The following is a 23,157-nucleotide window of genomic DNA, read 5'->3' as shown; positions in this document are numbered from 1 at the left end:
GGCTATCTGTTCGGCGCGGTGTGCCCAAGTAATGGAAAAACGGAGGCATTCATTAGTCCGTTTGTGAACAAAGATGGCATGAGACAACACTTGAAACAGATCAGCGACGCAACGGAGGCGGGACGACATGCGGTGGTTATTATTGATGGTGCTGGCTGGCATACACAGGATACGGCCTCATTTTTTAACAATGTCACCCTCATCAAGCTGCCGCCGTATTCGCCGGAGCTAAATCCGATAGAGCAAGTATGGCAGTGGCTGAGGCAACATTGCCTTTCAAACAGGGTTTTTATAGGCTATGACGATACTGTGGAGCAGGTATCCGTGGCATGGAATACGTTTATCTCGAATATAGAGCGGGTAAAGTCGGCGTGTTCCAGAGAGTGGATTGAATTGGTCAGTTAATTAATGCAAATGGTATAAGTCCATATAAGTGAGCATGCTTTAATTCGTGTACATGTATTAGATCACATGCTTAAGCAGATTGGTATAAATCATGTTATTTAAGCTTAACAAAAAGCAGTTTAAGAACCTCTCTGAGGTTGTAGCAGAATTAAGAAACGTACAGACTCCCAATGCTTAAGGTGCGACAGGATCGTGGCCTACGCCCGCTACCACTTCGATGCGAGAAAGAAATTGTGACTACAATGTGGCTTGTAACACTATATCGGCAATGATGTGTCAGCCAGACTGTTCAAATCGTCGTTAACTTTTCGTAAGCACTAAATTGAGGTTCGTTAAGAATTTCTAGTGAAAGGTTATGTAACATACAGGGCACAACATATGGTAATTATTCATGCCCTGTATTTTCAGACTGGAGCTCTGCTCACTCATCGGAGCTATTAGCAAGCAGACCAATTATTCTTCATTAATGATAGGAACTTCCAATCCCATTTCTACCATAATTTTGCGAACTTCCTCTGGTACCTTTTCTGGATTGTCTTTTCTTAAATCTTCATCGCTAGGCAGAGGTTGGCCGGTAAAGGCATGTAAAAAAGCCTCACATAATAGCTCGCTATTTGTTGCATGACGAAGGTTGTTTACTTGACGACGAGTGCGCTCATCAGTCAACACTTTCAGTACATTTAACGGGATAGAGACGGTGATCTTTTTTACTTGTTCAGATTTTTTACCGTGCTCTGCATATGGGTGAATATATTCACCATTCCATTTAGCCATAATGTTGTTGTTGCCTCAGTTTTGGGAATGCCAATAAGACTGGGTTCGTAAACTGACTCCGTGTAAAACACGGTTTAAACTATAGTGATATGCTTACCGTTATAGTTTATTCAAAAACGCAGTCTTATTAGCAATACTAATTAGATAAGTGGCGAAATTTTATCGGTTTAAAAAAGATAGTCAAATACTAGTTAAATAGCCATTTAGCAGTATAAATGTTTTGACTTCTCTTTTTTTATCATCTAACCTTTTGGACGTCTAAACATCCAACTATCTAGGTGATGAAATGAGTCAAAGTAAAAAGTCGACGGTTGCGGTGCGCCACGGTATCGAAGCGGATAAGCATCACGGTGCCGTTGTGCCGCCACTTTATCTGTCAACGACCTACTCGTTCGCTGATTTTGATACCAAGCGTGCTTATGATTATGGCCGCAGCGGTAATCCTAATCGAGATACGCTAGCGCAAACTCTGGCGCAGCTTGAAAGCGGCGAAAGAGGAATTATTACTGCAACAGGCATGTCGGCTGTGCACTTAGTGACTCAACTTTTAAATCACGATGATACTCTAGTGATCCCTCACGATTGCTATGGTGGAAGTTATCGCTTATTTACATCGTTGCAAAAACGCGGACTACTAAAACTAGAAGTGCTCGATTTAACACAGTCAAAAAGTTATGAGCAAATAAAAGCCATAAAACCTAAACTTGTTTGGATAGAAACGCCGAGTAATCCAATTCTAAGGTTAACCGACATTAAAGCGGTGGCACAGGCAGCAAAAGAGGTTGGGGCTTTAGTAGCAGCAGATAACACCTTTTTATCTCCAGCATTGCAGAATCCAATCAAATTTGGTGTGGACATTGTTGTGCACTCTACGACTAAGTACATAAACGGCCATTCAGATGTCGTTGGTGGTGCAGTCATTGCTAAAACAGCACAATTAGGCGAAGAGTTAGCGTGGTGGGCAAACAACATTGGTATCACAGGTGCGCCATTCGATAGTTATTTAACGCTCAGAGGATTGCGAACTTTAAATGTGCGTTTAAAGCAACACCAAGAAAACGCACTGACAATAGCTAAGTATCTGGAACAGTCGCCTTATGTGAGCCAAGTGTATTACCCAGGCCTAGAGTCACACCCTCAGCACGCACTTGCTAAGCAACAGCAAGAAGGGTTTGGTGGCATGGTGAGTTTTGATATTAAAGGTGGTGTACAAGAGTCAGCTGCGTTTTTGACGAGCTTAAAGCAGTTTTCTCTGGCGGAGTCGCTAGGGGGGGTTGAAAGTTTAATTTGCCATCCTGCCACAATGACTCATGCGGGCATGGATCCACAAGCGCGTTTAGAGGCTGGAGTGGGAGACACTTTGATCCGCATTTCTGTAGGTATTGAAGATGTAGAGGATTTACTGGATGACTTGGAACAAGCATTTAACAGGCTCAACTTAGGCTGTAAGAGCGCCTCAGATGAAGGTAAAACGTTTAAACTAACGCCGGCACATACGGCTTTGTGGTAAGAAAATGACAAAAGTAGTACATAAATTCGGAGGCTCTAGTCTCAGTTCTGCGGAGCGCTATCAAGCGGTTGCACAAATTGTGTTAAGTCATTGCCAAGCTGGAGACTGTGTGGTGGTTTCTGCTGCAGGTAAGACAACGAATACCCTTGTTAAGTTGTGGGAAAGCTATCTGCAAGATGATAGTCAGGGTTTTAGTGATATTTTGTTGCAGGTAGAGAATCATCAAGCAGAGCTGATACGAGCGCTTTTTGAGTTACATCAGCAACAGACACTCCTTGCACAACTAGGTGAAGAACTACAGCTGATCACATCAAATGCGAAACAAAGAACACTTCACGAAGCCACTTTGCTAGCCCACGGTGAGCTGTGGTCTGCAAGATTGCTGGCTTGTTACTTATCACAGTTGGGATTTGCTGCTGAATATATAGATGCAAGAAATCTTTTCACATTGCACCATGGACAATTATTACATCAACAGAATAGACAAGCTTGCATAGAGCAATTAAAAGGCGATTTGCTTTATGTGGTTACAGGGTTTATTGCCAGCGACGTTGAGAAGAACACAGTTACACTGGGGCGCAATGGTAGTGATTATAGTGCGACGTTGTTGGCAAGCTATATTGATGCAGATGCAGTCTCTATTTGGACCGACACACAGGGCGTTTTTAGTACCGATCCTCGCAAAGTAGCAAATGCGATTAAATATCCTAAAGTATGCAGAGCACAGGCGCATCTGTTGGCGCGTTTAGGTAACCCTGTGTTACATGCGAAGACGCTCTCTCCGCTTAAGCACAGCAAAATAAAGTTACAGGTTCGCAGTAGTTTTGATGTCGAAGCTCCCCCTACAGAGATCGTTAAAGAAGGCTACAGTAAAGCAAAACGCTTTATTACTACATTTGAAGACTTAGACCTTGTTCGAGTTGATGCTATTGCACCTGGTGAAGTGGGGCAGCTAAGCCAAATGATCCAACACAGTATTCATCACTTTAATGCCCAAGGTGAAACGTATATTTTAGTGCCAGCGCAAAGTACACATCGTGTCTTAAAGGCCTTATCAGGGCGAGCGAATATTGTGGAAAGTGCCTTGCAAGGCTTTGCCGTTGTTGCACCGTCGGCCAATATTGCTCAGTTGCAAGCGCAGGCTGCTCAGTTGTTACATGAACAAAATATCGTCGTGCGTTTTAACCACCAGGATAATGAATATGCGCTGTTCTTAACTGATCAGGCAATTGACAGCGATGTGCTAGCGATTTTACACGATAAGTTAGTGAATAAAGGAAGGGAGCTGGCTGTAGTGATTGCGGGCTTAGGCAATGTTGGCGAAGTATTTGTCAATCAATGTCAGCCTCAGGTTGCACATTTGCAGCAACAGTTTGATGTGAAAGTGGTGGCTTTGCTACGCTCAAAAAAAATGCTGTTTGCGGCCAATGGAATTTCATTATCGGCTTGGCAGCAGCAGTGGCAAAATGAGGCTGTTACTTATAATAATGATGATTTAATTGAGCGCATTGGCGAGCTTGATTATGAACATAAAGTGGTTATCGATATCACAGCGAGCGAGGAATTTAGCAAGCTATACCCGCAATTGATAAAACAAGACTGTCATTTGATCAGTGCAAATAAGTATGCGGGTACGGCGGAAAATACTTGGTATCAACAGTTACGTGAGCAATTGAACGAGCGCAACCTACACTGGCGTTACAATACCAGTGTAGGTGCGGGTCTACCGATAAACTTTGCGCTTGCTGATTTACAGCATAGTGGCGACAAAGTAACACAGATCGAAGGCGTATTTTCAGGCACCTTATCTTGGCTGTGCAGTAGCTTTGACGGTAGCAAGCCATTTTCAAGCTTAGTGCTAGAAGCTAAAAATATGGGCTACACTGAGCCAGATCCTCGTGAAGACTTATCTGGTCGGGACATGCAGCGAAAGTTGCTGATACTAGCCAGAGACATAGGTCTTACTTTGGACTTAGCTGATATAGAGCTTGAGCCCTTGATGCCAGATAATTTAGCACATGGTAGTTGGGATGAATTTCTAGCTTGCAAAGAAGAGCTAGACAGCTTTTATGGACATCTATATCAACAGGCAAAAGCGCAAGACAAAGTGCTAAGATATACCGGTTCCTTACAAGTGTCTGCCTCTGGAAAAGCGACAGCAAAAGTTGGCATTGCTTATGTCGATAAGTCATCCGCGATTGCAAATTTAACCCCAGGCGACAACATTTTTGTGATCAAAAGCGTTTGGTATGAACATAACCCCCTTGTATTGCAAGGGCCGGGTGCAGGCAAAGAAGTCACAGCAGCTGGCGTGCATTCCGATCTATATTGGCTAGTTCAACGGCTAAAATAGGTGATTGGGAAATAAAAAAGGCGATTCAAAAATCGCCTTTTTTATTGCAGTTGATTCTCAGAATAATTCTTCTTGCACAGGCTCATCATCAAACGGTGTGCTGTTGTTCTCATCCAACGCGTATTTAGTCGGTGCCGTACCAGAGATAAAGTATTCAAAGCGACTGGTGTGGTCATTTTTGTTACTCAACAATCCAGTTTTTAAGTCGATCCGCGTTGAGATTAGGCCCGGAGGCGGTTCAATCGGGGCATCTGGTTGGTTTGTAAGTGCTACTTTCATAAACTCAACCCATGCAGGCTGTGCAGTTGTCGCGCCTGATTCTGCTCCCACAATTTGGTTGCTACCTAGGTTGGTGTTATACGCGGCACGGCCAAGTGGTTTACCTGCATCATCAAAGCCAACCCAGACGGTTGTTAACACATTACGGTTAAAGCCGCTAAACCAAGTATCAACAGAGTCGTTGGTTGTGCCAGTCTTTCCTACTAAATCGCGGCGTTTGAGCGCTTGTGCTCTCCAACCGGTGCCAGTCCAGCCTGTTTTATGTTTCCAGCTACCGCCGCCCCAAATTGCGCTGTGCATGGCACTAGCCACTAAAAAGGCATTCTGTGGTGAGATAACTCTTGGTGCACACTGTTGTGGTTGAGTCTCTAACTGCTCTTCATCACAGGCGATTAAGGGTTGTGCTTGGCCTAGGGTATTACCAAACGCATCTTGAAGCTCGCTGATAAAATAAGGTTCAATTAGATGACCACCGTTGGCAAAGGTGCTCATCCCTCTGGCCATTTCAAGTGGCGTGATGGCTGCACTCCCTAAAGCTAGAGATTCGCTGCGGTTAATATCTTCATCAGCAAAACCAAACTTTAGTAAATGATCTGCAGTACGCTGCAAGCCCACGCCTTTTAGTAACCTAACCGATACCACGTTTTTAGATTGCGCTAAGGCGCGACGAATGCGAATGGGGCCATTGTATACTTCAGGGCTGTTTTTAGGACGCCAAGCCACGCCAACACTTTTATCCCATTGATTAATTGGCGCATCATTAATGATGGTTGCTAACGTATAGCCATTCTCAAATGCTGCTGAGTAAATGAACGGCTTGATATTGGAGCCTACTTGACGTTTAGCCTGTGTAGCACGGTTATATTGACTTTGAGCGAAACTGTATCCACCCACTAACGCTTTAATTCGACCATCTTGTGGGTCCATAGAAACCAGAGCACTGGCAGGTCTTGGATATTGACTTAGCTGCCAATACTCAGACTGTGGGCGAACCCAAATTTGCATGCCTGGCGAGAGTATTTCAGATGCCGCTTTCGGTGGCATTGCTTGTCGGGTATCAGAAATATATCCTCGTGCCCATTTTAGACCCTCCCATGGGAGGGTTATGTAGTCACCCGATTTTAGTAAAGCAGTTGCGCTTTGCTCTGCAACATCAACAACAACGGCAGCTTTAAGGGGCTCTATCTCTTTTACATTCTGAAGCGCTTCTATAATCTCTTGGCTACTTAGCGCAGATTGCTCTTCTGTCCATAAAACACGTTCTGGGCCCCGAAAGCCATGTCGCATGTCGTAGCTATGAAGATTATCAATGAGCGCTTGCTGTGCCGCTGCTTGAATATGTGACTCAACCGTCGTGAAGACTCTAAAGCCACTATTGTAGGCTTTATCTTCGCCATAGGTATCTACCATATAGCTGCGCACCATTTCAGCAATGTAGGGGGCATACAACTCTATTTCAGCGCCATGGAACTTCGCTGTAATGGGAGCGACACGTGCTTCATCATACTGTGCTTTGGAAATGTACTTTTCCTTGAGCATGCGACTCAAAACGACGTTTCTGCGTAGTTTTGCGCGAGTCGGGTTGCGAATAGGGTTTAGTGCAGAAGGCGCCTTAGGTAAACCTGCTATCATTGCCATTTGCGCCAAAGTTAGTTCTTTTAAGTCTTTGCCATAATAAACTTGTGCTGCTGCGCCAATACCAAAAGCGCGGTTACCTAGCTCTATTTTGTTTAAGTACAGCTCAAGAATTTCATCTTTTGTAAGCAATTGCTCAATATGTAACGCGATAAAAATCTCTTTCACCTTACGAATATACGCTTTTTCTCTTGTTAAAAAGAAGTTACGCGCTAGCTGCATAGTGATTGTACTGGCACCTTGTTTTTTCTGTCCGGTACTAATGAGCACGATTGCTGAGCGTATTATCCCAATTGGATCAACCCCAAAGTGTTCATAAAAACGGTTGTCTTCCGTTGCGAGAAAAGCTTGCAGCAGAGGTTTTGGAATGTCGTCTATTTTTACCGGAATGCGGCGCTTTTCTCCAAATTGGTTAATCAGTTTGCCATCTTGCGTAAATACTTGCATCGGGGTTTGGAGTTGTACATCACGTAACACCTCGACACTGGGTATATCTTGTTTGACATAGTAATAAAGACTGATTAACGTTAGCAGGGCTAAAACGCTTATTGCGATTAAAAATTGTATTGCTCTTCTCAATAAAGTCACGAAATGTTCCCTAGTTAGACTCCCAATTATAGGTAGACACTGCTAGTATATCTTGAATAAAAAACGATTAATAATTTTCGCGTTATAATTATAACTTATTAGAAGTTAAAACAAAGGATAAAGACCAAACGCATGCTCAGTAACCTTTTTCAAAAGCAAGCTCCGATGATGATTGGTATTGATATTGGCTCGCATTGTGTCAAGGCCGTACTGTTGTCGCAATCTTCTGCAGGCTATCGCGTTGAAGCGGTAGCAATTGAGCTTGTGCCGAAGGGGGCTATCACTGAACGAACGATCCAAGATATTGAAGCGATTGGACGAGTGATAGGAAAAATCAAAAAACGAATTCCAAGGCTTACTCAATTTGGCGCAGTAGCAGTCTCAGGGCAAACCGTGATCACCAAAGTGATTTTTATGGATGTCTCATTAACCGATGCTGAACTTGAATCGCAAATTGCGATTGAAGCCGACAGCCTGATCCCTTACTCGCTCGATGAAGTGAGTATTGATTTTGAGAAAATATCCGTGAATGAGGCTGATCCTTCCAAAGTCAATGTTTTGTTATCAGCTGCGCGCACTGAGAGCGTGGAAGCCCGAGTCGGCGCGTTGGAAGAAGGCGGCTATCAGGCTAAAGTGGTCGATGTTGAAAACTACGCTTTGAGTAGATCTTTAACGGTACTGTATGGTCAGTTGCCCGCAGATGCCTTTGATAAAACAGTTGCTATCATAGATATTGGAGCTGTAATCAGTTTGGTAAGTGTTGTGTTGTCTGGAAAAACGATTTACACGCGCGACCAAGTGTTTGGGGGGGAGCAGTACACAAACAGTATTGTTGCCTACTATAACAAGTCTTTTGATGAAGCAGAGATAGCAAAAACAACCGGAGATTTGCCGCCAAATTATATCTTCGAAGTACTCGCACCATTTCAAACTGCCTTGTTACAGCAAGTGCGTAGAGCTGTACAAATGTTTATCACTAGCAGTGGTAAAGAGCAGATTGATTATATTGTACTGACTGGTGGCACGGCATTAGTTGAAGGCTTAGATAGGCTTTTGGCTGAAGAATTAGGTATTCATACTATTATTGCTGACCCATTTGCCGATATGGAAATAGCGCCGAAAGTCGATCGTAATGTTTTAGAGCGCCATAAACCACAGTTTGCAATTGCCACAGGCTTGGCATTGAGGAGTTTTTCATCATGCCACATATAAATTTGCTGCCTTGGCGAGAGCAACGCAGACAAGCGTCACAAAAAAAGTTTCTATCGATTATTGCCGCCAATATCGTTGCAGTGCTTTTTGTTTTGTATTTGATTGGTTCTTTTTACGACGGTCTTACAGAAGGACAGCAAGTAAAGAATGAGTATCTCAACAAAGAAGTAGGTAAATTAGATAGCCGTATTGTGGAGATCAATGACCTGAGTCAGCAAAAAGAAAGCCTGCAAAGGCGGATCAACCTTATCGAGGAGTTGCAAAGCAACCGAAATTTAGGGACTCAGATAATCGATGAGGTGGTGCGGGTAGTGCCTGCCGGAGTGTATCTAACTAGCTTAGAGCGTAAAGAGGACTTGATTAAGGTTGTTGGGCGTAGCGAGTCTAACAACCGCTTGTCACAAATGTTGCGAGCTGTTGAAAGCTCTTATTTACTGGAGCGACCAACAATCCAGGGCATTGTCACTGGTGAGCAAAATTCACGCTTGTTGAGTGACTTTACCATGCATTTTTATGTTAAACCGTTTCGTGAAATACAGGTGGCTGAGCGTGACAAATAGATTCGGTATTAGCGAGATAGCAGCGTGAATTTTGATTTAAAATCTATACAAAATATTGATTGGAACGAGATAGAACTCGACAACATTGGTGAGTGGCCACTTGCGGTTAAAGTCATGTGTTGTGTATTAGTAGTCGTTATCACGTTTGTTGTTGGTTATAGCTTACTGGTTTCTAACTCGATAGCCAGATATGAGCATGTCGTTCAGCAAGAAGCACAATTACGTACCAGTTACAGAATAAAATATGCTCGTGCTAATAACTTAGACTTATATCGTCAGCAGATGAAAGATATGGAAGCGCAATTTTCGCTACTATTACGCCAGCTGCCATCCTCGAATGAAACACCGGGTTTACTTGATGACTTGACGTATGTAGGTACCTCTAGCGGACTAACTTTTTTAAAAATTGGCTGGTTACCTGAGAATAAAAAAGAGTTTTACACAGAACTGCCAATTAAGTTAGAAGTTGTAGGAACATACCATGAGTTTGGAGAATTTGTTAGTAAAGTAGCACAGCTGCCACGTATTGTTAGCTTGCATGATTTCAGAATAGAAAATGCGGGTAGTAATGCTTTGATATTTAGCGTAGTAGCGAAAACATATCGTTATGGTCAAGGTGATGAGCCATGACAAAACGCAACGCATATTTGATGCTTGTTTTAAGTGTGCTGCTCGGTTGTAACGATGATACAGCAGAACAAAAAGAGTTTATCGATCAAATTCAGGCTAGTGCAACACCGCAAGTTGAGCCGGTTCCACAAATGCGAGACTTTACGCATTTTGCCTATACGGCTCATAATCTTAGAAGTCCGTTTGTGGCGCCTGAACCTGAAGTGATTGAGAGTCAAATGGTTCAGGTGCAAAATTGTTTGCATCCAGATCCTGATAGAGCGCGAGATCCTCTCGAAAAATATCCAATAGACACGCTTTCGATGAAAGGGACGATTGCAACCCAAAACGTAACATGGGCGCTGATTAAAGCATCTGATCAAGGTCTATATAAAATAAAAAGAGGCCAATACATGGGTCTTTACCATGGTGAAGTTATCAATGTACAACCTGGGTATATTGAATTATTAGAATTAATCCCTGATGGCAGTGGTTGTTGGAAAGAACGTCTATCTAGAGTCGAGATCCGAGAAGCACAAGGGAGTGGCGTGAGTGAATAACAACAAAGGTAGTGAAAGTATGTCCCATGCTTGGAATAGTTTGAGCGTTAAAGGTTTAATATGTAGCACTGTGCTGGCTATAACAGGCTGGGCTCAAGCGCTGCCTATGCTATATGATGTGCGTTATAACCCAGTGCCAGATGGTGAAACTCAGCTTGAGCTGGTCTTTGATGAGCAGTTAAATGACGAGCCGCAAGTTAAAGCACTTACTGACCCTGCTAGGTTAGAATTATTCTTCCCAAAAGTAGAATTTGAAGAAAGCCTCAAAGCGCTTAAGGTAAACAAAGCGGGGATTACCTCAATAGAAAGCCAACTCACAGATGATGGAGTGATAGTTACGGTGAATATGGAGCAATTGAAGCTCTATAAATCATTTGTAAAAAATAATATCGCTTACTTGCAGGTTTCGGATAACCCTATCCCTTCGGCGGAAGGAGATAGTGTAAAAGCGCAGAAAAACCAAATCCAATCGATTGATTTTAGACGAGGAGACAAAGGCGAAGCGAAGGTACTGGCGTTTCTAAACACTCCTCAAGCAGCAATCGATGTGCAAGAACGTGGCGGCAAGATTTACGCAGACTTTCACCATATCGATATCCCAGATGATCTGTTGTATGAATTAGATGTAATGGACTTTGGTACCATAGTAAATCGCGTTGAAACATTCAGAGAGGATGGCAAAAGCCGTTTGGTAATAGAGCCCAAAGAAGCGTTTAAATACACATATCAACAGCTAGGTAATATTTTCACTTTAACAGTAGAAAAAGACGATGAAGAACGCAGCTTTGGTATCAGCAGGAATTATCAAGGTCAGCCTATTACACTGAATTTTCAAGATATTCCTGTGCGTTCTGTATTGCAAATTATTGCAGACACTAACAATTTTAATTTAGTTACCAGTGACTCGGTTGCCGGTAATATTACCTTACGTTTAGATGGCGTTCCTTGGGATCAAGCGTTGGATGTCGTTTTGCGTATCAAAGGTTTGGACAAGCGAATGGATGGCTCAATTTTGATGGTTGCGCCCTCTGAAGAACTAGCAGCCAGAGAGGCCAAAGAGCTTCAAGCGCGTAAGCAAGTTGAGGAATTAGAGCCTCTTTATAGTGAATATATTCAACTGAATTACGCAAAAGCTGAAGAGTTTGCCGATTTATTAAAAACAGATATCAATAGTATCGTGAGCGAACGTGGTAGTGTATCAGTTGATAAACGTACCAACACGCTGTTGATTAAGGACAGTGCGCGTAGCATCGAAAGTATTAGGCGAATGGTTGAAACTTTAGACGTACCGGTCAAGCAAGTTCGAATTGAGTCACGTATGGTAACTGTTAAAGATAACGTTCAAGAAGACTTAGGGGTGCGTTGGGGATTTGGAGATCAGCAGGGTACTGATGCGATATCAGGTAATTTAGTCGGTGCTCAGCAGTTGTCTAATGGTCAAATTCCGGATCTTGCAAATCGCTTAAATGTGAATTTACCAGTTTCGGGTACTTCGGCTGGCACAATTGGTATGCACATTGCAAAACTTGCAGATGGTACTTTGATTGATCTAGAGCTTTCTGCGCTTGAGCAAGAGAACAAGGGCGAAATTATAGCAACGCCGAGTATTACCACTGCCAACCAAAAGAAAGCAAGAATTGAGCAGGGTACTGAAATCCCTTATGTTGAAGCCGCGTCGAGTGGAGCTACTTCAGTGAGTTTCAAAAAAGCGGTATTGAGTTTGGAAGTAACACCACAAATTACACCTGACAACAAAATTATATTAGACTTAGTGATCACGCAGGATACGCGAGGAGATAATGTACAGACACCGAACGGTCCTGCGGTGGCCATTAATACCCAGCAAATTCAGACGCAAGTTTTGGTAGATAATGGTCAGACGGTTGTCTTGGGTGGTATATACCAACAGGAAATTACCAGTGCAGTGAGTAAAATTCCACTGTTAGGTGATATTCCATACCTAGGTGCGATGTTTAGAAACACCCGAGAAATAAATGAGAAAAAAGAATTACTGATTTTCGTGACCCCAAAGATCATGCTTGATAGTCAGTAATAAGTGAATAGTTGAACGAATTTACGTACTGTAGTTGCTTTTTATACTATTTGACTTGAAATCGTTCGTGGATTACTGAGATAATCCCCTCCTTAATTTTGGGGCCAGGTCGTTAGGCGGGGTTTTATTTCAAATTTTAGAGTTCGTTAGTACTAAAAAGATATGGCTGAGAAACGTAATATATTTCTAGTAGGCCCTATGGGGGCTGGTAAGAGCACAATTGGTCGTCACCTAGCTGATCAATTACACCTTGAATTTTTCGACTCGGATCAAGAAATTGAACGCCGTACAGGCGCAGATATTGCGTGGGTGTTTGATCTTGAAGGCGAAGAAGGTTTCCGCGTGCGTGAAGAAGGCGTAATTTCGGACCTTACAGAAATGCAAGGTATAGTTTTAGCAACGGGTGGTGGTTCTGTTTTAAGCAAAGAAGTGCGCAATAAGTTGTCTGCGCGCGGAATCGTTGTTTACCTTGAAACGCCAATTGAAAAGCAAGTTGCTCGCACTCAACGCGATAAACGTCGCCCTCTGTTGCAAACAGAAGAAGCGCCGCGCGATGTACTAGAGCGTTTAGCAGAGGAACGAGAGCCTCTGTACAAAGAAGTTGCAGACTTTGTAGTACGCACTGATGAGCAAAGTGCAAAGGTTGTAGCTAATCAAATCATAGAAAAGCTAGATTTTTAATTTTGATCACCTAGGAGGGATAGATGCTTGAGTTGAAGGTAGATTTAAACGAGCGCAGCTATCCTATCTACATAGGGCAAAACTTACTAGCAGATGTAGGACGACTCACCAAGTACATCGGTCAATGTCGTCCTGTCATCATTACCAATCATACTATTGCACCGTTATATCTAGATAGCTTACTGGATGCCCTTGATGGCTATGAACCATTACATTTTTGTCTTCCCGACGGCGAGCAATACAAAACCCTTGAATACTTTGAACAAGTAAATGCCTTCTTGCTGCAAAACAATTGTGGCAGAGACACCTGTTTAATAGCGCTTGGTGGTGGTGTTATCGGAGATCTCACGGGGTTTGTCGCTGCGTGCTATCAACGTGGTATCCCTTTTATTCAAATTCCAACCACTTTACTGTCCCAAGTAGACTCTTCCGTTGGTGGTAAAACGGCTGTTAATCACCCGTTAGGCAAAAATATGATTGGCGCTTTTTATCAACCTAAAGCGGTATTCATTGACACCAATAGTTTAGCTACCTTGCCTGCTCGAGAGTTCGCAGCTGGTATGGCCGAGGTAATAAAGTATGGTCTAATCTATGACGAGTCATTTTTGACATTTTTAGAAGATAACCATCATACACTCACTGAATTAAAACAAGATGTGTTGATGCAGGTTATTTATCGTTGTTGTCAAATTAAGGCGCAAATTGTAGCTCAAGACGAAACTGAAGCGGGTGTGAGAGCATTATTGAATTTGGGGCATACTTTTGGTCACGCTATCGAAGCGCAAATGGGTTATGGCAACTGGTTACATGGTGAAGCCGTTGCAGTTGGTATGGTACTCGCGGCAAAACTAGCTGCGTTACGAGATACTTTAACTGGCTCTGAAGTTGCGAGAATAGAGAAATTAATCGCAAGTTATGAGTTACCAATTGAAGTGCCTGCTCAGATGAATACAGAGCAATTCTTGTCACATATGCGAAAAGATAAAAAGAACAAAAAAGGGCGCATTCGTTTTATAGTACCAACTTCGCTGGGTACTTGTGCATTGGTCGATGATGTGTCAGATGACACGGTGAGATTGCTGATAGGCCGCTAATGCAGTCGCAAATATTACCGAGCAGATCCGCCTTAGTGGATCGTATAGCGTTACAGTTCGAATATGGGCAAAATCTGATTTGTTTAGTGGGTTCCTCAGGATTAGGCAAAAGCTATATTGCTGAATCTTTTATCACAGATAAATACCCTGATTTCAATAAAGCATACATCCAACTCTCTGCCACGACGAAAGACTCAGACTTAATGACGCAGCTCTTGCAGCATAGTTTTCGAGGTCCTTTGATCGATCAGCAGTTATCTCTAAGTCAGAATTTTTATAATCTATACCGCCAATCTCCGTGTGGCCCTTGCTTATGGGTGTTAGATGGTGCGCGACACCTTACGGATGAGATGATTGAGCAGCTACAAATACTTGCGAAAGAATGTCCTGAAACGCTTTATATATTGGTTACTGCGCAAGCGCCAAATATGTTAAGAGATGCTCTGGATATTCATATTGAACCGCTATCTATGGCAGAGTCCCGCCGCCTGATGGATATGTTTTTCAAACAATTACCGCCATTGGAAGACCCCATTTTTCATACCTTCTTAAGGGGATGTGCCGGAAACCCTGCGGTATTACTCGAATGGCAAAGTGAACAACAAGTGGATTTGCGAGCCACACCCAAAAAAGCTACGAAGTTATCTTGGCATCTGGTTCTTTTAACCGTGATTTTGGCCATGTTAATGATTGCATTCATTTATCAAAAAGAGCTAACAGCTCTATTGCCTGAGCCTGAAGAGAACTCACAGCTTAATACAGTTATACCAGCAACTAAAGCCGTCAATGATGATCAAAAAGCCGAGGTACCGTTAACCGATGGCCCTGCAGAGGTTTCTAAACCTGTCACTGTGGAAGATGAAACACAAAAACAGGTTGAGAGTGAGGTTGAACACTCGGCTAACGAGCAGAATGGGTTAGTAAAGCAGCAAGATGTGGCTGCTATCGTATCGGCTTTGGCAAATGACAGTACTGTTAAAGAAATCGTGGCAGCTGACAGCAATGTCGAGACAAAAGCAATACCTGCGGCAGCAGAGGCGGTGGCCGAACAACTCCTTGAAGGGGCTGAACAGCCTCCTCAACCTGTGATTGAGACGAAAAAACAAAGTGCTCAAGTGGACAGTAAAGAGACTAACGCGCTGCCAACAGGTCATGTCGATATGCTAGATGACGGCGCTTGGTTGATGGCTCGTGAGGACAGTGAGTGGGCAGTTCAGCTTTTAGCTGTGAAAGATAAAGCGGTCGCACAAGAATTTATTGAGCAACATAAATTAGACAACGTTAAAATATATAAAGCTAACCGAAGCAGCCAAATATGGTGGATTATCATTTTGGGGCCATTTTCAAGTTTAGAGCTGGCTCAAGAAGCAAAATCGACGTTGCCAGCGCAAATATTAAGCGGTCAGCCATTTTTCAAGAAAGTTGATAAAATAAAACAGGAAATTAGTCTACCGACTCGGTAATCATAGACTTTTAGTGTAAAATCGGCCCACATTTTTTATAAATAGAATCAGCATGCAACAAAAGACTCGCGCCTTCCTAAAATGGGCAGGCGGAAAATACAGTTTGGTTGAAGACATTGCGCGTAGGCTAAAAACCGCAAGTCAAGATGCAGACACGTTAGTTGAGCCGTTTGTAGGTGCAGGGTCAGTATTTTTAAATACTGACTTTAAAAATTATTATTTGAATGATATCAATGCTGATTTGATCAATTTATACAATGAGCTCAAGCGCCAACCTGATGAGTTTGTGAGCGATGCAAAAAAACTATTCGTTGAGCTGAACAACCACCCCGATTCATATTACGCTTACCGTTTACAGTTTAACGAAAGTGTAGACATTTACGAGCGTGCTATTTTATTTTTGTATATGAACCGTCATGGTTACAATGGCTTATGCCGTTACAATCTAAAAGGGATCTTCAACGTTCCTTTTGGAAAATATAAGCGTCCGTATTTTCCTGAAAAAGAGTTGTATGCGTTTGCCTGTAAGGCGCAAAGAGCCACGTTTACGTGTAAAAGTTATACGGATGTTTTTCGAAAAATACCTGATAATGCGGTTGTATATTGCGATCCACCTTATGTTCCGTTGAGTAAAACAGCTTCATTTACGTCTTATGCAAAAGGGGGGTTTGATCTAGATGATCAAGCAAATCTTGCAAACTTGGCTGAGCAAACTGCATTTATTCACAAAACACCAGTATTAATTTCAAACCATGATACGGTATGGACTCGGAAAATATATAGCCAAGCTAGCTTAGATGTTATTCAGGTCAAACGTACTATTAGTCCCAAAGGCGGGGCACGAAACAAAGTCAACGAGCTTATGGCTATGTACCATAAGCAAAAACATTACCGTGCTAAGTAGTTCACGAAAGCAGATAGCGTAACGACTAACGCCGCAACTAAGATAATGCCCACTATTAAGTAAGGGGCAATTGCTGGTTTACTAAAATCATCATGATACTTCTTCTCACTCTGCACGCCAAACATTGCGGCTATAACGCTTTGTAGTACGCGAAGCAAGGACATAACGATTAGAGTCCTGTCCGTGAGGAGATACCGCCGTCGCTTTGTCTATCAGAGCCTAACAAAAGCTCCAATAAGTCTAGATAGTGAAACTGCGCACTACCGCTTTGACCCATGAACCATGAGTACCAATTGATATCCTTTTCTGTTTCACAGTATTGTGTTGAACTGCTGTCTGTGGTTTTGCATGTACAGTTATCATGTTTGGTAAGCGCTAACGCAGCCTCATCTTGGAATACTAATCCCGTTGACATAACTACAATCGCACTAAGCACAAGCATCCGTGTTTTAAGCCGACCTAACATAGTGTTACTCCTCACCTAACGGTTATCATCAAATAATACACAATAATTGCTCACTAAACAAACGAAAAATTGGTTTTGCGCAGTTTCAGATAGGGAAGTTTTTGAATTGTTACAATTAGTGGGCTCTTAATAGTGTGTCGCGAATCTAAAATGCGGTAAAGTAGTGCGGACAATACTGAGGAACAGAGGCTTTTATTGTGCAAAAACAACGAGACTATTTAATCGCACCGTCTATTTTATCGGCGGATTTAGCCCGCTTGGGTGAAGACGTAGATAAAGTGCTAAATGCGGGTGCTGACGTGATCCACTTTGATGTGATGGATAATCATTATGTGCCAAACCTAACGTTTGGCCCAATGATCTGTAAAGCACTACGTGACTATGGCATTAGCGCACCAATTGATGTGCATCTGATGGTAAAGCCTGTTGATTCTCTTATTCCTGACTTTGCCAAAGCGGGTGCGAACATCATTACTTTTCATCCTGAAGCGAGTGAGCATATTGACCGCACTATTAGCTTAATTAGGGACAATGGCTGCCAAGCCGGTTTGGTATTTAACCCAGCGACGCCACTACATTACTTGGATCATGTGATGGATAAGCTAGATGTCATTTTGTTAATGTCAGTTAATCCGGGCTTTGGTGGTCAGAGCTTTATTCCTCATACCTTAGATAAATTGCGTCAGGTAAGAGCATTGATAGATCAAAGTGGGTACAACATACGTTTAGAAGTCGATGGTGGCGTTAAAGTTGACAACATTGCGCAAATTGCGGCGGCGGGTGCAGATATGTTCGTAGCTGGATCGGCAATTTTTAATCAGCCAGACTATCAAGCAGTTATAACTCAAATGCGTGCAGAATTAGCAAAGGTACAATAATTAATGCGTTATAAAGGTGTCTTATTTGATTTGGATGGTACGTTGGTTAATAGTGCGCAAGATATGTATATCGCGCTTAATTTGACGTTAACCGAAGTGGCATTTCCTATTGTAAGTTATGGACAAGTTTGCACTTGGGTGGGCAACGGCATTGATATGTTGGTTAAGCGCGGCCTAAGTGGTGATAGCGAACTAAATCCTCAATTGCCGCAATCCTTAATTGACCTTGCCATAAAAACCTTTAAAGGTCACTATGAGCAATTAGCTGGGCAATGCGCAAGCTTGTATCCCAACGTTGAAACAGGCTTAGCAGCCTTAAGTGGTTTTTCAAAGGCGCTAATCACCAACAAAGATAGAGTGTTTACCGAGCCACTTTTGCAACAACTACAGCTCAGCTCGTATTTTGATGTGCTGGTATGTGGAGATGATGGGCAAAAAAAGCCTGCTGCGCAGCCACTACTAAAAGCTTGTGAACTTATGGAGTTGCAGCCATCAGAGGTGATTATGGTTGGTGACTCAAAGAGTGATATTTTAGCTGCCCAAAACGCAAATATTGAGGTTATAGCTTTAACTTATGGCTATCATCAAGGGGCAAATTTGCAAGAATTTAATCCACAGTACCTCTGCGACAATTTCTTAGATATAATCCCTATTTTAACTCAGCGATAATACAATATTTTAATAAAGGAACATCATGACTAAACCAGTAGTGTTAAGTGGCATTCAGCCAACCGGTGGTATGACGATAGGCAATTATGTAGGCGCCATTAACCAGTGGCTTAACTTACAAGAAGATCATGAAAGTTTCTTTATGTTGGTTGACTTGCATGCCATTACGGTACGACAAGACCCACAAACACTACGAGATCGCGTACTAGATGGGATAGCGTTGTACACAGCATGCGGTATCGATCCTGAAAAATCAGCACTATTTGTACAATCGCAAGTGCCAGAACATGCTCAATTAGCTTGGGTTCTTAACTGCTATGCGCAAATGGGCGAATTGAATCGCATGACGCAGTTTAAGGATAAGTCGTCTAAACATGCCAACAACGTCAATGTTGGCTTGTTTGCATATCCAGTATTACAAGCTGCAGATATCTTGCTCTATCAAGCGGACCAAGTACCGGTTGGTGAAGATCAAAAGCAACATTTAGAACTCACCAGAGATATCGCAACGCGCTTTAATAATATTTATGGCGATGTGTTCAAAATTCCTGAGCCTTATATTCCTGAGTTAGGCGCTAGAGTGATGAGCTTACAAGATCCACTGAAAAAGATGTCTAAATCGGATGACAATCCAAATGCATTTATCATGCTGTTGGATGAGCCGAAAAAAATTGAGAAAAAACTCAAAAAAGCGGTTACTGATTCAGATGAACAAGCGCGAATTTACTTTGATCGCAATGAGAAACCTGGCGTATCTAACTTGCTGACTTTGTTATCGGTTGCAACAAAGCGTCCTATCGATCAGCTTGTACCTGAGTATGCGGATAAAATGTATGGGCATTTGAAAAAAGATACCGCAGAAGCCGTGGTTGCGATGATTGAACCAATTCAAGCGCGCTTTAAGGTGATCCGTGAAGATCAAACTTTATTGGATAACATCATGAAGCAGGGGGCTGAAAAGGCAAGTGCAAGAGCTGAGCAAACCCTAAAAGCTGTTTATGACGCGGTTGGTTTTATTCCTCGTCCGTAAATTTACATATTGTAGTTAGCCAGGCATGGGCCTGGCTTTTTTATGGAAATTTCTATGTTATTAATGATCGATAACTATGACTCATTTACTTATAACTTAGTGCAGTATTTCCAACGTTTGGATCAAGAGGTATTGGTGAAGCGCAATGATGCACTCAGTTTGGCTGACATAAAAGCGCTTAACCCAGAGCATATAGTGATCTCACCTGGACCTTGCTCTCCTAACGAAGCGGGTATTTCTTTATCTGTTATTGAGCAATTTAAAGGTCAGATCCCAATACTTGGTATTTGTCTTGGCCATCAAGCTATTGCGCAGGCTTTAGGTGCAAAAGTGGTTAGGGCGCATACTGTAATGCATGGTAAAACTTCTCAGATAAAACATACTGCACAGGGCGTTTTTAAAGGCCTACCGAACCCCTTAACGGTATGCAGATACCACTCTCTTGTTGTTGATAAGCATACTCTACCAGATTGCTTTGAGGTAACGGCTTGGACACAAACAGCAACTCAACAAGTGGATGAGATTATGGGGATGTGCCATACTAATTTAGCGTTGGAGGGAGTGCAGTTTCACCCTGAGGCCATTTTAACGGAACATGGCCTGAACTTACTTGATAACTTTATTCGTCGCTTCTAACCTTTTTATAATACAAATTGCTAGTTTAAAGTGAGCTTATGACTGAAGAAAATACGCACTTAAGGATGGCACAAGCGCTTTGTGAGCGCGCCCACGACTTGCTTATTAGTCATAGTTTTGCTCAGCAACAGCTCGGTTATATTCACACGTTAGAGATGAATCTGGGCGAGAAAATACCGCAACGTACATTATTAGAAGTAGAAATTGCGGCCTCCGCTAAACGAAAAGAAAGCAGCACGAGTCACCACAAATATATCGCCAAAGCCAGCGAACATATTCACCAAGCAATAGAAACTAGCATTACAAAACAAGTGAATGACATTGACTGTTTGTACTACGAAGTTATGGGGATAGAAGATGGTGTGCCGGCCATATTTGATTTGCTTGCGGTCAAATCGGCTTCTGTTGGCCGCCTTGAGCCACTGGTTAATGACTTATCTTGGTTAGGGCGAGAGCTGGTATCTTTAGTGAATATGCCGCAGTATCGCAAAAAAAGCTCAATGGGTATCACTGTAAAAGTTGATACACCTGCTTTGGCACTGCGTTATTTGGGGTTAGAAAATTTACAGTGGGTCATTCCCACATACGCCATGCGCCACTGGTTACCTTATTCCACAGAACCTTTTCAATTAATGAAAAGAAAGCTTAGAGAGCTAAGCATGGCCACAGCATTAGCTGCAAAAGCGTTGGCTGAGTTAAATGGTGCAAAAGAGCAGCATGCTTATACGCTAGGTATGATGCTTGATATCGGTAAAGCTGCATTAACACGTTTGTATTTGAGAAGTTATGAAACTATATGGCAGGACAGGGTGTTAAAAGCGCGAAATAAAGGCCATAAAGACTTACACACGGCACTGTTAGAACTCAGCCCAGATCCACTTTTTTTGCGTAACCTGTTACTAGAACATTCCGCAAAGGTCACTCAACAGCTAATTGAAAACATGGAGTTTCGATATTTGCCATTTAATGCCGCGATGGAAGAGTTTGCGGTTACTTATTTACCAAATTCGAATAAAAAATTAAGCGATCCTTTACCTTTAACCACAGTACTGAAAAAAGCCCATGGCTATGCGCTGTACCTGTTACTAAAAGAAAACCATTTCATTGAAGACGATGAAACGCAATTATGGTTTTCTTACTTGGGTCTGACCTTGGCTGAGCAAAAAATACTCTCGACATGCTCATTCCATGGCATGCAGTTGACTATTTCGTAATATTTAAACAATTTTTTTTACGACTAACCATTCAATCGATAAATTAGACTGCAGGGCTATACACCTTATGCATCTGCCTTGTCGTTTCTTTCTATGCAAATAGTTATTCACGGCACATGAAATATTATCTCAATCCCTTGAATATCAAGGCCTCTATGAAAGTTTTCTATGAGACTTTCAGAATTTTTTCTGAAATAATAAGTGAATGAAATTTGCACCAAGTGATAATTTTTATTGCTCCTAATGTAATAATCAAAGGCTGAGTTATGCTTTTACCTCGGTGCCCTACTCAAACAAATGAGGAGTTAAAATGACTATTAATCGTGAATTGTTCGACCAAGTAATGGTGCCTAACTATGCACCTTCAGCTGTCATTCCTGTAAAAGGCGAAGGGTCACGCGTATGGGATCAAGAAGGCCGTGAATACATCGATTTTGCTGGTGGCATTGCTGTTAACTGCTTAGGGCATTGTCATCCAGCATTAGTATCTGCGCTAAAAGAACAAGGCGAGAAGATTTGGCATTTATCAAACGTTATGACCAATGAACCTGCGCTTCGTTTAGCTAAAAAGCTAGTGGATGCGACGTTTGCTGAGAAAGTTTACTTCGCAAACTCAGGTGCAGAAGCTAATGAAGCTGCATTAAAACTAGCACGTCGCTTTGCACTGGATAACTTTGGTGAGCAAAAATCACAGATTATCTCTTTCAACAAAGGCTTTCATGGACGCACGTTCTTTACCGTAACTGTAGGCGGTCAAGCGGCTTACTCTGACGGCTTTGGTCCTAAGCCTGGTGACATCGTACACTGCGATTACAACGACTTGGCGGCATTTGAAGCATTAATTTCTGACAACACATGTGCAGTAATGATGGAACCATTACAAGGCGAGGGCGGCATTATTTCTCCTGACGCTGATTTTGTAAAAGGTGTGCGTGAACTTTGTACTAAACACAATGCACTACTTATTTTCGATGAAGTACAAACAGGTGTTGGTCGTACAGGCGATTTGTATGCATATCAAGGTTTAGGTGTGACACCTGACATCCTAACAACGGCTAAAGCACTTGGTGGTGGCTTCCCTATCGGTGCAATGATCACCACAACAGATATTGCTAAGCATCTAAAAGTGGGTACGCATGGTTCAACGTATGGCGGTAACCCGTTAGCGTGTGCTGTGGCAGAAGCTGCATTTGATACGGTGAATACGGCTGAAGTTCTCACCGGCGTAAAACACAAAGAAGCGCTTTTCCGTGAGCTTTTGAGTGAGATTAATGACAAGTACAAGGTATTTAGCGAAGTCCGTGGTAAAGGCCTATTATTAGGTGGTGTAATGGCTGAGCAATACAAAGGTCGCGCTAAAGACTTCTTAGTTGCGGGTATAAAAGAGGGCGTAATGTCACTGGTCGCAGGTGCTGATGTAGTGCGCTTTACACCATCTCTTGTGATCCCTGAAGCAGATATCCGCGAAGGCATGGCACGTTTTGAAAAAGCGGTTGCTAGTGTTGTAGCTAATAACGCTTAATCTTGGCGAGGCCTACTTAGGTAGGCCTTAATTTACCGTCTAGGTTTATAATTGAGGAGTAA

22 protein-coding genes are annotated in these 23,157 nt (G+C 42.5%); 18 read left to right on the top strand and 4 right to left on the bottom strand.

Features of this window, described 5'->3' with window-relative positions; translation table 11 throughout:
- On the top strand, positions 1-405 hold a 405-nt coding region (locus HC733_RS16480; RefSeq protein WP_190366104.1), incomplete at its 5' end, for an IS630 family transposase.
- Positions 406-858: 453 nt separating this feature from the next.
- Here HC733_RS16480 and metJ read toward each other — a convergent pair.
- Positions 859-1,179, bottom strand: coding sequence for a met regulon transcriptional regulator MetJ (gene metJ, locus HC733_RS16475; RefSeq protein WP_190366103.1), 321 nt, complete (start codon positions 1,177-1,179; stop codon positions 859-861).
- Positions 1,180-1,465: 286 nt separating this feature from the next.
- Between metJ and metB the strand changes: the two genes are divergently transcribed.
- Positions 1,466-2,689: a cystathionine gamma-synthase gene (gene metB, locus HC733_RS16470; RefSeq protein WP_190366102.1), complete on the top strand. Its 1,224-nt coding sequence runs from the start codon at positions 1,466-1,468 to the stop codon at positions 2,687-2,689.
- Positions 2,690-2,693: 4 nt separating this feature from the next.
- Complete coding sequence (gene metL / locus HC733_RS16465; RefSeq protein WP_190366101.1) at positions 2,694-5,042, top strand: bifunctional aspartate kinase/homoserine dehydrogenase II; 2,349 nt, start codon at positions 2,694-2,696, stop codon at positions 5,040-5,042.
- Positions 5,043-5,099: 57 nt separating this feature from the next.
- On the opposite strand, the gene HC733_RS16460 is transcribed toward metL, so the two are convergent.
- A complete protein-coding gene (locus HC733_RS16460) occupies positions 5,100-7,544 on the bottom strand; it encodes a PBP1A family penicillin-binding protein (RefSeq protein WP_190366100.1) in 2,445 nt (814 codons plus the stop codon).
- Between the two features lie 132 nt (positions 7,545-7,676).
- Here HC733_RS16460 and HC733_RS16455 point away from each other — a divergent pair, with 132 nt between their 5' ends.
- From HC733_RS16455 to HC733_RS16415, 9 genes are all read left to right on the top strand, one after another.
- Complete coding sequence (locus HC733_RS16455) at positions 7,677-8,756, top strand: pilus assembly protein PilM (RefSeq protein ID WP_190366099.1); 1,080 nt, start codon at positions 7,677-7,679, stop codon at positions 8,754-8,756.
- Positions 8,744-9,316 carry a PilN domain-containing protein gene (locus HC733_RS16450; RefSeq protein WP_190366098.1) on the top strand — a complete coding sequence of 191 codons (573 nt, stop codon included), beginning with the start codon at positions 8,744-8,746 and terminating at the stop codon, positions 9,314-9,316. Before HC733_RS16455 ends, HC733_RS16450 begins: the two co-directional genes overlap by 13 nt.
- A 24-nt stretch (positions 9,317-9,340) precedes the next feature.
- Entirely contained in the window at positions 9,341-9,946 is a 606-nt protein-coding gene (locus HC733_RS16445; RefSeq protein ID WP_190366097.1) for a type 4a pilus biogenesis protein PilO, read from the top strand.
- A complete protein-coding gene (locus HC733_RS16440; protein ID WP_190366096.1) occupies positions 9,943-10,485 on the top strand; it encodes a pilus assembly protein PilP in 543 nt (180 codons plus the stop codon). Before HC733_RS16445 ends, HC733_RS16440 begins: the two co-directional genes overlap by 4 nt.
- Before the next feature lie 19 nt (positions 10,486-10,504).
- On the top strand, positions 10,505-12,538 hold the full coding sequence (gene pilQ / locus HC733_RS16435; protein WP_190366107.1) for a type IV pilus secretin PilQ: 2,034 nt from the start codon (positions 10,505-10,507) through the stop codon (positions 12,536-12,538).
- Between the two features lie 162 nt (positions 12,539-12,700).
- Positions 12,701-13,219 (top strand): shikimate kinase AroK, encoded by a 519-nt coding sequence (gene aroK, locus HC733_RS16430; protein ID WP_190366095.1) that lies wholly within the window; start codon positions 12,701-12,703, stop codon positions 13,217-13,219.
- 23 nt (positions 13,220-13,242) lie between these two features.
- Complete coding sequence (aroB, locus tag HC733_RS16425) at positions 13,243-14,313, top strand: 3-dehydroquinate synthase (protein WP_190366094.1); 1,071 nt, start codon at positions 13,243-13,245, stop codon at positions 14,311-14,313.
- Positions 14,313-15,776, top strand: coding sequence for an SPOR domain-containing protein (locus HC733_RS16420; protein ID WP_190366093.1), 1,464 nt, complete (start codon positions 14,313-14,315; stop codon positions 15,774-15,776). The genes aroB and HC733_RS16420 overlap by 1 nt, the downstream gene beginning before the upstream one ends.
- Positions 15,777-15,828: 52 nt before the next feature.
- Positions 15,829-16,680: a Dam family site-specific DNA-(adenine-N6)-methyltransferase gene (locus tag HC733_RS16415; protein ID WP_190366092.1), complete on the top strand. Its 852-nt coding sequence runs from the start codon at positions 15,829-15,831 to the stop codon at positions 16,678-16,680.
- On the opposite strand, the gene HC733_RS16410 is transcribed toward HC733_RS16415, so the two are convergent.
- Together HC733_RS16410 and HC733_RS16405 are read right to left on the bottom strand one after the other, a co-directional pair.
- Positions 16,665-16,844: a DUF2970 domain-containing protein gene (locus tag HC733_RS16410; RefSeq protein WP_190366091.1), complete on the bottom strand. Its 180-nt coding sequence runs from the start codon at positions 16,842-16,844 to the stop codon at positions 16,665-16,667. The two genes, HC733_RS16415 and HC733_RS16410, sit on opposite strands and share 16 nt — an antisense overlap.
- A 5-nt stretch (positions 16,845-16,849) precedes the next feature.
- Positions 16,850-17,146, bottom strand: a complete 297-nt coding sequence (locus HC733_RS16405; RefSeq protein ID WP_190366090.1) for a hypothetical protein — start codon at positions 17,144-17,146, stop codon at positions 16,850-16,852.
- A gap of 197 nt (positions 17,147-17,343) precedes the next feature.
- On the opposite strand from HC733_RS16405, the gene rpe reads away from it, so the two are divergent.
- From rpe to HC733_RS16375, 6 genes are all read left to right on the top strand, one after another.
- Complete coding sequence (gene rpe / locus HC733_RS16400; RefSeq protein WP_190366089.1) at positions 17,344-18,024, top strand: ribulose-phosphate 3-epimerase; 681 nt, start codon at positions 17,344-17,346, stop codon at positions 18,022-18,024.
- Between the two features lie 3 nt (positions 18,025-18,027).
- Positions 18,028-18,693, top strand: coding sequence for an HAD family hydrolase (locus HC733_RS16395; protein ID WP_190366088.1), 666 nt, complete (start codon positions 18,028-18,030; stop codon positions 18,691-18,693).
- 25 nt (positions 18,694-18,718) lie between these two features.
- Complete coding sequence (gene trpS, locus HC733_RS16390; protein WP_190366087.1) at positions 18,719-19,723, top strand: tryptophan--tRNA ligase; 1,005 nt, start codon at positions 18,719-18,721, stop codon at positions 19,721-19,723.
- 54 nt (positions 19,724-19,777) lie between these two features.
- On the top strand, positions 19,778-20,359 hold the full coding sequence (locus HC733_RS16385; protein WP_190366086.1) for an anthranilate synthase component II: 582 nt from the start codon (positions 19,778-19,780) through the stop codon (positions 20,357-20,359).
- A 38-nt stretch (positions 20,360-20,397) separates the two neighbouring features.
- Positions 20,398-21,573, top strand: a complete 1,176-nt coding sequence (locus tag HC733_RS16380) for an HDOD domain-containing protein (protein ID WP_190366085.1) — start codon at positions 20,398-20,400, stop codon at positions 21,571-21,573.
- Positions 21,574-21,883: 310 nt separating this feature from the next.
- Positions 21,884-23,095 (top strand): aspartate aminotransferase family protein, encoded by a 1,212-nt coding sequence (locus tag HC733_RS16375; RefSeq protein ID WP_190366084.1) that lies wholly within the window; start codon positions 21,884-21,886, stop codon positions 23,093-23,095.
- Positions 23,096-23,157: the final 62 nt, after the last annotated feature.

Source organism: Pseudoalteromonas sp. S16_S37 (assembly GCF_014694405.1).
GTDB lineage: Bacteria > Pseudomonadota > Gammaproteobacteria > Enterobacterales > Alteromonadaceae > Pseudoalteromonas.
This window is presented reverse-complemented; position numbering and strand designations above follow the sequence as displayed.

Coding starts and splice junctions, on each gene's coding strand:
- metJ (WP_190366103.1), bottom strand. CDS start 1,179: ATGGCTAAATGGAATGGTGAATATATTCACCCATATGCAGAGCACGGT.
- metB (WP_190366102.1), top strand. CDS start 1,466: ATGAGTCAAAGTAAAAAGTCGACGGTTGCGGTGCGCCACGGTATCGAA.
- metL (WP_190366101.1), top strand. CDS start 2,694: ATGACAAAAGTAGTACATAAATTCGGAGGCTCTAGTCTCAGTTCTGCG.
- HC733_RS16455 (WP_190366099.1), top strand. CDS start 7,677: ATGCTCAGTAACCTTTTTCAAAAGCAAGCTCCGATGATGATTGGTATT.
- HC733_RS16450 (WP_190366098.1), top strand. CDS start 8,744: ATGCCACATATAAATTTGCTGCCTTGGCGAGAGCAACGCAGACAAGCG.
- HC733_RS16440 (WP_190366096.1), top strand. CDS start 9,943: ATGACAAAACGCAACGCATATTTGATGCTTGTTTTAAGTGTGCTGCTC.
- pilQ (WP_190366107.1), top strand. CDS start 10,505: ATGTCCCATGCTTGGAATAGTTTGAGCGTTAAAGGTTTAATATGTAGC.
- aroK (WP_190366095.1), top strand. CDS start 12,701: ATGGCTGAGAAACGTAATATATTTCTAGTAGGCCCTATGGGGGCTGGT.
- aroB (WP_190366094.1), top strand. CDS start 13,243: ATGCTTGAGTTGAAGGTAGATTTAAACGAGCGCAGCTATCCTATCTAC.
- HC733_RS16420 (WP_190366093.1), top strand. CDS start 14,313: ATGCAGTCGCAAATATTACCGAGCAGATCCGCCTTAGTGGATCGTATA.
- HC733_RS16415 (WP_190366092.1), top strand. CDS start 15,829: ATGCAACAAAAGACTCGCGCCTTCCTAAAATGGGCAGGCGGAAAATAC.
- HC733_RS16410 (WP_190366091.1), bottom strand. CDS start 16,844: ATGTCCTTGCTTCGCGTACTACAAAGCGTTATAGCCGCAATGTTTGGC.
- HC733_RS16405 (WP_190366090.1), bottom strand. CDS start 17,146: ATGTTAGGTCGGCTTAAAACACGGATGCTTGTGCTTAGTGCGATTGTA.
- HC733_RS16395 (WP_190366088.1), top strand. CDS start 18,028: ATGCGTTATAAAGGTGTCTTATTTGATTTGGATGGTACGTTGGTTAAT.
- trpS (WP_190366087.1), top strand. CDS start 18,719: ATGACTAAACCAGTAGTGTTAAGTGGCATTCAGCCAACCGGTGGTATG.
- HC733_RS16385 (WP_190366086.1), top strand. CDS start 19,778: ATGTTATTAATGATCGATAACTATGACTCATTTACTTATAACTTAGTG.
- HC733_RS16380 (WP_190366085.1), top strand. CDS start 20,398: ATGACTGAAGAAAATACGCACTTAAGGATGGCACAAGCGCTTTGTGAG.
- HC733_RS16375 (WP_190366084.1), top strand. CDS start 21,884: ATGACTATTAATCGTGAATTGTTCGACCAAGTAATGGTGCCTAACTAT.